6 protein-coding genes and 1 pseudogene are annotated in these 8,642 nt (G+C 73.1%); 2 read left to right on the forward strand and 5 right to left on the reverse strand.

What is annotated here, in order from left to right; translation table 11 throughout:
• Together AB0G02_RS22010 and AB0G02_RS22015 are read right to left on the reverse strand one after the other, a co-directional pair.
• Positions 1-347 (reverse strand): annotated as a pseudogene (locus AB0G02_RS22010) (hypothetical protein); the annotation flags it as partial.
• 96 nt (positions 348-443) lie between these two features.
• Positions 444-2,504, reverse strand: coding sequence for an RtcB family protein (locus tag AB0G02_RS22015; protein WP_360797318.1), 2,061 nt, complete (start codon positions 2,502-2,504; stop codon positions 444-446).
• Positions 2,505-2,610: 106 nt separating this feature from the next.
• On the opposite strand from AB0G02_RS22015, the gene ligA reads away from it, so the two are divergent.
• Positions 2,611-4,602, forward strand: coding sequence for an NAD-dependent DNA ligase LigA (ligA, locus tag AB0G02_RS22020; RefSeq protein ID WP_360797319.1), 1,992 nt, complete (start codon positions 2,611-2,613; stop codon positions 4,600-4,602).
• A gap of 66 nt (positions 4,603-4,668) precedes the next feature.
• Here the strand turns inward: ligA and AB0G02_RS22025 are convergent, their stop codons facing one another.
• The 3 genes from AB0G02_RS22025 to AB0G02_RS22035 form a co-directional block, all read right to left on the reverse strand.
• The gene (locus AB0G02_RS22025) at positions 4,669-5,097 is read right to left on the reverse strand and encodes a VOC family protein (protein ID WP_360797321.1); all 429 of its coding nucleotides are present in this window, start codon (positions 5,095-5,097) and stop codon (positions 4,669-4,671) included.
• Positions 5,098-5,175: 78 nt separating this feature from the next.
• On the reverse strand, positions 5,176-6,570 hold the full coding sequence (locus AB0G02_RS22030; protein ID WP_360797323.1) for a macro domain-containing protein: 1,395 nt from the start codon (positions 6,568-6,570) through the stop codon (positions 5,176-5,178).
• Positions 6,571-6,730: 160 nt separating this feature from the next.
• Positions 6,731-7,561 carry a class I SAM-dependent methyltransferase gene (locus tag AB0G02_RS22035; protein ID WP_360797325.1) on the reverse strand — a complete coding sequence of 277 codons (831 nt, stop codon included), beginning with the start codon at positions 7,559-7,561 and terminating at the stop codon, positions 6,731-6,733.
• A 220-nt stretch (positions 7,562-7,781) separates the two neighbouring features.
• Between AB0G02_RS22035 and AB0G02_RS22040 the strand changes: the two genes are divergently transcribed.
• Complete coding sequence (locus AB0G02_RS22040; protein ID WP_360797326.1) at positions 7,782-8,381, forward strand: class I SAM-dependent methyltransferase; 600 nt, start codon at positions 7,782-7,784, stop codon at positions 8,379-8,381.
• Positions 8,382-8,642 lie beyond the last annotated feature (261 nt).

Below are 8,642 nucleotides of genomic sequence, written 5' to 3' on the forward strand. Positions count from 1 at the left end.
GACCGGCCCAGCGCCAGCGCGACCCCGCGCTCGACGCCCTCCAGGATCCCCGCGTCGACGTGCGAGACCCACGTCCCCGGCGCACCGAGGCCGTGGTCGCGGAAGAACTCCAGGACGCCCTCGATGTTGCGCCACCGGTCCGACGCGCCGAGCGCCGCGGCGGGTCCGCTCTGCACCAGCCGCAGGAACTCCAACCGCTCCGCCACGTCCATCCGGTCGAGCTCGGCGGCCGTGCAGTCCAACGACACCGCGCACTCCCCCGCCGAACGCCCGACCGCCCACGCCGGGACGGGCGACACCAGCCCCGCCACCAGCGCCAGCACGACAACCCACCCGAACCGCTTCACACGGGGGAACCTAGTGGCCCGCGCCCGACCGCAGTCGTGGAACCACCCGGAAGGGCTATCGCGCACGTTCGGGGGCGGCACGCCGTCACCGGGCGGTCAGTCCCCCTTCACGTTGACGAGCTGCCGCAGCGTGTGGCGCACCTCGACCAGGTCGCGCGCGTCGTGCATGACGACGTCGATGTCCTTGTAGGCCGCCGGGATCTCGTCGATGAACGCGTCCGTGTCGCGGTACTCGATGCCGACCATCGCCCGGCGCAGGTCGTCCCGGTCGAACGCCCGGCGCGCGGCCGAGCGGGAGTACTCGCGGCCGGCGCCGTGCGGCGAGGAGTTGAGCGCCATCCGGTTGCCCTTGCCCACCACCACGTACGACGCGGTGCCCATCGAGCCGGGGATGAGACCTGGCCGCCCCTCCTCGGCGTTGATCGCCCCCTTGCGCGACAACCACACCTGCTTGCCGAAGTGGGTCTCCTGCTCCGTGTAGTTGTGGTGACAGTTGCCGGTGAGGATGTTGTCGCCCAGGGCGAACGAGTGCGTGTCCTCGACGACCGCGCAGTACACCTCGGTCGTCTCCCCGGTCGGCCGCACCGAGAGCACGGTCCAGCCACGCTGCTCGGCGGCGTGCCGACTCGCCTCGAACCGCGCCCGGTGCTCGTCCACCAGGAAGAACTCCGGGTCGAGGTCGCCGCGCATCAGCCCGACGAGGTGCAGCGCGCCCGGCCCGTCGTCGTGCCCGGTGCGCAGGCGCGTCCTGATGCCGAACGTCCCGATGCCGACGGCCTGGCAGGCGGTGCGCACGAACTCCAGGTCCTCGCGGGATGCCGAGGCGAGGGTCGGACGACCGGTCTCGCCGACGGCGCCGGCCGCCGCGAAGCGGCCGGCGAGCCACCCGTGGATCACGTCGGCGGGCGCGTCGAGGTCCGGCCGCTCGGTCGTCCACTCCGCCGGCGACCCGTCGAGCCGGTCGAACAGCCGGAGCACCGCCGCGGCCTCCGGACCGCCGGCGTTCGCCGTGGACCGGTTGCCCGACACGCGACCGTAGACGAACCCGCGGGCGGCGGCCTCGTGATCCACCGCGAGTCCGACCGGTCGACGCGGGAAGGTGTGCTGGAGCCGCTCGCCGGGCTTCAGCTCAGCCGTCGTCGCCTCGTACTCGTGCCCGCGGCGCGACCGCAGGAGCCAGCGGTGGCCGGCGGTCGCCCGGATCGTCTTGACCGCACCGGACCGGCCCAGCACGACCTCGTGGACCTCCTGCCTGCCGAACGACCGGACCGGGGCCTTGACCCACTCCCCGCCCGCCGTGAGCAGTTCGTGCACGCCGTCCGCCAGGGCCTCGATCGGGCGCGTGCCGGTGCGGGTGATGACCTGCGTCTCGCCCGCGAAGCAGTTCACGGTCTCCTGGCGTTCCACGTCACGGCCGGTCCAGTCGGCCACGCACGCGACCACCCGGTCCATCATCTCCTCGCGGTTGGACCAGGCGAAGTCCTGCGCCCAGCGCATCTCGCGGATGTAGCGCCAGAACTGCTCCTCGCCCTCGACCAGGTAGGCCAGGTCCGGGTCGGGCAGGTCGATCCACCGCCGCTCGCACTGGTCGTGGGCGATCCGGATGTGCTTCTGCGCGATCTTGTTGCCCACGCCGCGCGACCCGGAGTGCAGGAACAGCCACACCCGCCCGGTCTCGTCCAGCGTGACCTCGATGAAGTGGTTGCCGCTGCCGAGGGTGCCCAGCTGCAACGCCCAGTTGCCGGCGTAGGAACCGGGGTCGAAGCCGGCGGCCTGCGCGCGGGCGGCGAGCACGTCGACCCGGTCGCGCGCCGTGTCGGTCAGCTTGGTGTTGTACTTGCCCGCCGACAGCGGCACGGCCCGCTCGATCGCCCGGCGCAGCGGGGCCAGCGGGCGGGCGCGGAAGTCGGCCTCGGTGAACTGGGTGCGCACGGCGATCATGCCGCAGCCGATGTCGACGCCGACCGCGGCCGGGATGATCGCGCCCAGGGTGGGGATGACGCTGCCGACCGTGGCCCCCTTGCCGAGGTGCGCGTCGGGCATGAGCGCCAGGTGCGGGAAGATGAACGGCATCCGCGAGGCCTTCTCGGCCTGCTCGCGCGTGGCCGGGTCCAGGATGGACGCCCAGTTCACCAGTCGCTTGCTGATCTGCTCCACGGTTCTCCTCTGCTCGGAGCAGAAGCTAGGGCGTGACCGCCCGGACCGCGAGCGGTATTCGCGTCGCCGGGGACGACTGTCGGTGGGCGCGGGTAGCTTGTCCACCGTGAACGCTCGGGAACGCATCCAGGAACTCGCAGACCAGGTCGTGGCGTTGCGCGACGCCTACTACCGGGGTTCGCCGCTCGTCGCGGACGCCGAGTACGACGCGATCGAGGACGAGCTGCGGGGCCTGGTCGAGGCGAACCCGGATTTGGCGCCCGACCCGAACCCGCTGGAGCAGGTGGGTGCGCCGGCGGTGCTGCACGCGCCGGTGCGGCACTCGCGGCCGATGCTGTCGCTGGAGAAGGCGACGCGGCCCGAGCAGGTGGTGGCGTTCTTCGACCGCTTCCCCGGTCAGCCGGTGGTGGTGATGCCGAAGCTGGACGGGTTGTCGCTGGCGCTGGTCTACGAGCGCGGGCGGCTGGCGCGGGCGGTGACCCGGGGTGACGGCACGACGGGCGACGACGTGACGCCGCTGGTGCGGGGGCTGGTCGACGGGGTGCCGGAGCGGCTGGACGCGCCGGGTCGGGTGGAGGTGCGCGGCGAGGCGGTGATGCTGCGCTCCACGTTCGCCGCGTACAACACCGCGCACCCGGACAAGCCGCTGATCAACCCGCGCAACGCCGCCGCGGGCACCCTGCGCGCCAAGGACCCGGCCACGGTCGCCGGCCGGCGCCTGCAGTTCTTCGCCTTCGACCTGGACACCTCCGAGGGCGGCGCCGCGGCCGACCTGGAGCACGGGTTGCGCGCGCTCGGGTTCGAGGTGGCCGACATGCGGCACTGCGCCGACGCGGAGGCGGCGCAGGCGGTGATCTCGGAGATCGAGGCGCGGCGCAACGAGCTGGACTACGACCTGGACGGCGCCGTGCTGCGGCTGGCGAACCGGGACGCCTTCGCGGCGGCCGGGACGCGGTCGAACTCGCCGCGCGGCGCGCTGGCGTTCAAGTTCGCCGCCGAGGAGAAGACCACCGTGCTGTCCGACGTGGTGTGGGACGTGGGCAAGACGGGCAAGATCGCGCCGGTCGCGCACCTGGAGCCGGTGTTCGTGGGCGGCACGACGGTCACCCGCGCCACGCTGGCCAACCAGGAGGTGATCCGGGCGCGCGGGATCAGGATCGGTGACACGGTGCTGATCCGGCGGGCCGGCGACGTGATCCCGTTCGTCGCGGGCGTGCTGGACGCGTCCAAGCGCACGGGCGCGGAGCAGGAGATCGTGCCGCCGGCGGCCTGTCCGTCGTGCGGGCACGGGTTGACCGAGCAGGGCAACAGCCGGGAGCTGTTCTGCACCAACGTCGCCTGCCCGGCGCAGACCGTGCGCCGGTTGATCCACTGGGCGTCGCGGGCGGCGGCGGACATCGAGGCGGTCGGTCCGGTGTGGATCGAACGGCTCGCCGAGGCCGGCATCCTGGAGCACCCGTCGGACTTCTACACCCTGACCAAGGAGCAGCTGCTGGAGTTCGACCGCATCGGGGAGGTCTCGGCCGCGCGGATGGTCGAGTCGATCGCCACCAGCCGCGCGGTCGGCCTGCGGCGGGCGTTGATCGGGCTCGCGATCCCGATGGCGTCGGAGGGCACGGCCGCCCGCCTGTGCCGCGCGGGGTTCGGCTCGCTGGAGGAGGTGGCCGACGCCGGCGAGGAACGCCTGGTCGCCGTCGAGGACATCGGGCCGAAGGTCGCCGCCTCGCTGATCGAGCACCTGACCCGCCTGCGGCCCGAGCTGGACCGGCTGCGCGAGCGCGGCGTGTCGCTGGACGTGCGGGAGGAGGACCTGCCGCCCGTGGTCGCGTCGGACGCGCCGCTGGCCGGCAAGACGGTGGTGATCACCGGCGCGATCAGCGACCCGCGCTCCGGCGAGAAGGTCCCCCGGCCCACCTTCCAGAGGCTGTGCGAGAAGGCCGGCGCGACCACGGCCACGTCGGTCTCGGCCAGCACGGACTACCTGATCACCGGCGCGGACGTCGGCGCGAGCAAGCTCACCAAGGCCGAGAAGCTCGGCGTCGAGGTCGTCGACCAGGGCGAGATCTGGCGGCAGCTGATCGCGGCGGGCGTCGCTTAGGCCGGGCGCTCCCGAGCCGGGCAGCTCGGGCCGGGGCAGCTCGGGCCGGGGCAGCTCGGGGACCGCTCAGCTGACGAAGATGCAGAACGGGTGGCCCGACGGGTCGGCGTACACGTACAGCGGCTCCTCCGGGTCGTCGCTGCGGTCCAGCAGCATGCGGGCGCCCAGTCGCAGCGCGCGCTGGTGCTGCACCTCCAGTTCCTCGGCCGACGGCACCGTCAGGTCGAGGTGGAGCTGTTGCGCCACCGGGCCTTCCGGCCAGGTCGGCTCGGGCAGGTCGGTCACCTGTTGGAAGGCCACCTGCGTGCCGCCGTCGGGGTCGCGGAGCACCAACCAGTCACGACCGCGCTCGTCGGGCTGCCCGTCCGCCGGCGGCTCGTCGCCCGGTCGGTAGGCCATCCCCAGGAGACGCCGGTAGAACTCGGCCAGCATCCTCACGTCGGTGCTGTCGAGCACCACCTGCCGCAACCGGGGCACGCTCTCGGTCTCCGCCATTCGACACCTCCGAGATCATTCTGCGCCGGAGATCACCGGCGCACATCTCGAAGATCAGCCGGGAGGGATGGCGCGGGCTCACGCGACGGGCGTCGGGGACCACAGCCAGGCCGACGCGGCGTACTCCTTCACCGCGACCTCGACCCGGTGGAACTCCGCCGCGGGCAGGTCGGCGTACCCGAGCCGGACCACGTGCGTGTACAGGTAGTCCGACATGAGCACGGCGAAGTCGCGCCCCGGCTCGTCGACCAGCGCCCGGCGCAGCGGAGCCGAGTCGGTCATCCGGGCCAGTTCCACCGCGAGCGGTCCCGAGTAGCCCGTGACGCCGGGACCGAGCAGCCCCAGCGCGATCGCCATGCGCAACCGGATCCGGTCGTCGTGCGCCCGGTTGTCCTCGGTGAGGCGGCGCGAGGTGGCGGTGACGAGCACCGGCAGCACCCGGCTCGGGTCCAGGTCGTGCGGCAGGTAGACGAACGCGCCGTCACCCAGCCACTCGTGGCGCACGAGGTCGAGGTCCGTGCCCGCGTCGGCCAGCACGTCCCGGAGCAGGCCGACCAGGCGCTGCTGCACGGCGTCGCGCTCGGGCGCCGACCGGGCGCCGAACCCCACGACGTCCACCGAGACACCCGTGTGGAGGGTCTTGGCGGGCGCCCCCGGCGGTTCGACGGCCTCCTCGACCCGGGGCGTCACCGCCACGGCCCGCTGCTCCCGGCTCGGCGGCAGGCCCAGCCGCTTGCACGCGTCGAGGCAGGCCGTGAGCTCGACGTCGGTGTAGGCCAGCACGTAGACCTCCCGGACCGCGGAGGCGGGCTTCGCGGTGAGGTAGTCCACCACCGCGCTGACGAGCGCCACCGCGGTCTCCCCCGGGTCGCCGCCGCCCTGCCCCGCCCCCAGCAGGGGGAACAGCACCGACCCCGGAGGTGGCTGCTCCACGACGTTGTCTACGGCGGTGAGCACCGCGGTCACGCACCGACCCACGTCCCGGACCTGGCGGTACCCGGAGCCGGGTTCGCCGTGCACGGCCGCCGTGTGCACCACGCGCCGCACGCCGAACCGCGCCAAGGCGCCCGCGCCCGTGACGATCGCCGTCCCGGCGGGCACCGGACGCCGCCCACCGACCAGGCGGTCCAGCTCGTCGGAGACCAGGTCGGCGGTGATGCGGCCGGTGGCGTCCCGCCGCGCGCCCTCGTGGCGGATGATCGCGGACACCGAGAACTCGTCCACCCTGGCCATCCGCATCTCGGTGTTCTCCGGGTTCACCCACACCTCGACCGAGCGCACCCGCCGCAGGTCGCCGGTGATCACACCGACCCGCCGCTCCACCCCGCCGCCGACCAGTCGGTGCGGGTACTCGCGACTCGTGCCGAGCGGGCGCGGCGACCGCCGTGACGCGGCCCGGCGGGTGACCGACCAGAGCACCGGCGCGGCGACCAGCGCGACGACGAGCACGACGATCGCGGTAGCAGTCGTCACCGCGCCCCCCTGTTCCCGCCTGCGATCGGGGTGGACCTGTCATTCCTACCCCACCGCACGTGCGCCGTCCCGCCGTGCGGGTTCCGCGACCGCGGCGACCGGCGGGGTGCGGGGACGACAGGCTTCCGCGCCGTCCCCTCCGGACGGACCGACCACCGGCTCAGGGCCGCCAGACGTCCACCGAGACCCGGTGCGACCGCTCGCTGAACAGCCCGCTCGGACTGGCGCGGCTCAGGAGCCGGCGGAGCCCGGTCTCGAACGCGGCGAGCCCGTCGCCGAACAGGTGCGGCGCCGAGCTCGACAGCGAGAACACCGCGGCGACGACGTCGTCGGCATCGCGGGTGACCACCCGGCCGGGCAGCTCGATCCGGCGCGGCCCGCGGAACCCGGCCGCCCGGTAGACCTCCGCCTCACCACCGGGCGTGCCGTGCGGGAGGCTGCCCGCGCCCGCGCGTCGCACCGGACCGAGGTGGTCGCGCACCAGGTCCGCGATCGCCGCGTGCGGTGGTCTCGGGTGCGGCAGCTCCTCGTCCGACTCGACGCCCTGGTGCGTCATGGCGTGCACGTGCGCGCAGGCTCCGCCCGGCTCCAGCATGGTGCGCACCGCCGCGGCGACCGCGGGCCGATCCACCCAGTGGAACGACTGGGCGAACGTGACCAGCCGGAAGCCGCCGAGCCCGGCGGGCAGGTCCTCCGCGCGCAGGTGCAGCCACCGGGTGTTGCGCACCCCGGCGCGGGCGGCGAGCCGTTCGGCCTCCTCGACCATGTCCCGGTCGGCGTCCAGCCCGACGGCCTCCTCGAACAGGGGCGCCAGCGGCAGGGTCAGCGAACCGGGACCGCACCCGACGTCGAGCAGGCGCCCGGACCCGTCGAGCCCGAGCTCGGCGGCCAGCGCGCCGGCGAGGGCGTCGGGGTAGGCGATTCGACCTCGCCGGTAATAACGGGCGCTGCCCGAGTACAGCGACGGATCCCATTCCCACTCGTCGGCCACGGTGGCGAGCATAGGGAGGTAGGACGTGCCTCCGCAGTCGGATTACTACGGACCGTGATCAGCACCATTCACGCCGAGTGGGCCGAATGCGCACACATTTAGCCCGAATGCGACCCGCCGCGGGACGGGCGCGGGACGGGCGCGGGTGCCCGCCCATTGGCCGAGCGGGTAATCACACCCCTGCGTGCCACGCAACCCGCGGTCGTCTAACGTACGGACCGTGGACAAAACCGACGGTCAGGACTACACCGACCGCCTGGCACGCCTGCAGAACCTGCCCTGGAAGCGGGTCCTCAACGTCCAGGCCCCGTACCGGTGGAACGTGCGGCGCATCTTCGGTGACCGCGAGGTGCTGGACGTCGGCTGCGGGATCGGCCGCAACCTCGGCCACCTGGCGCCCCACGGCGTCGGCGTCGACCACAACCCGCACTCGGTCCAGATCTGCCGCGACATGGGCCTGACGGCGTTCACCACCGACGAGTTCTTCGACACCGAGTACGCCAAGCCCGGCCGCTTCGGCGGCATGCTGGCCGCGCACCTCGTCGAGCACATGCCCCGCCCCGACGCCGTGGAGATCCTGCGCGGCTACGTCGACTTCCTGGCGCCCGGCGGTCTGCTGGTGCTCATCTGCCCGCAGGAGCGCGGCTACGAGTCGGACCCCACCCACGTGGCGTTCACCGACCTCGACGGCCTCGCGGACGTGACCTCGCAGCTCGGGCTGGTGGAGCGCAAGCGCATGTCCTTCCCGTTCCCGAGGTCGGCGGGCAAGGTGTTCACGTACAACGAATTCGTCCACATCTCGGAGAAGCCCACTCGCTGAGTGCGAGCAGGAATCGCTTTCCCGCCCACGCCTTCTGGGGTAGGGTCCATTCGGGGTCGGTCGAGTCGGGGGCTCGGCCTGGGGGGATCGCGCTCTGCGCTGCTCTTTTCGCGTGTCTCTTTCAGTGACCGGTTGGTCGGCCGACACCTGTGCACCAGCTCTCGAGCTGCAATCCAGCCTGTCGTCATGAATGAGGTTCAATGCGTCGTTCCTCAGCGCTGATGGTCGCCGGCTCGCCGCCCGCGGCCCTGGAGACCGGCG

Source organism: Actinosynnema sp. NPDC023658, from assembly GCF_040639995.1.
Lineage (GTDB): Bacteria > Actinomycetota > Actinomycetes > Mycobacteriales > Pseudonocardiaceae > Actinosynnema.

Excerpts from the sequence above, each read along its gene's own strand:
- AB0G02_RS22025 (WP_360797321.1), bottom strand. The coding sequence starts at position 5,097 with ATGGCGGAGACCGAGAGCGTGCCCCGGTTGCGGCAGGTGGTGCTCGAC.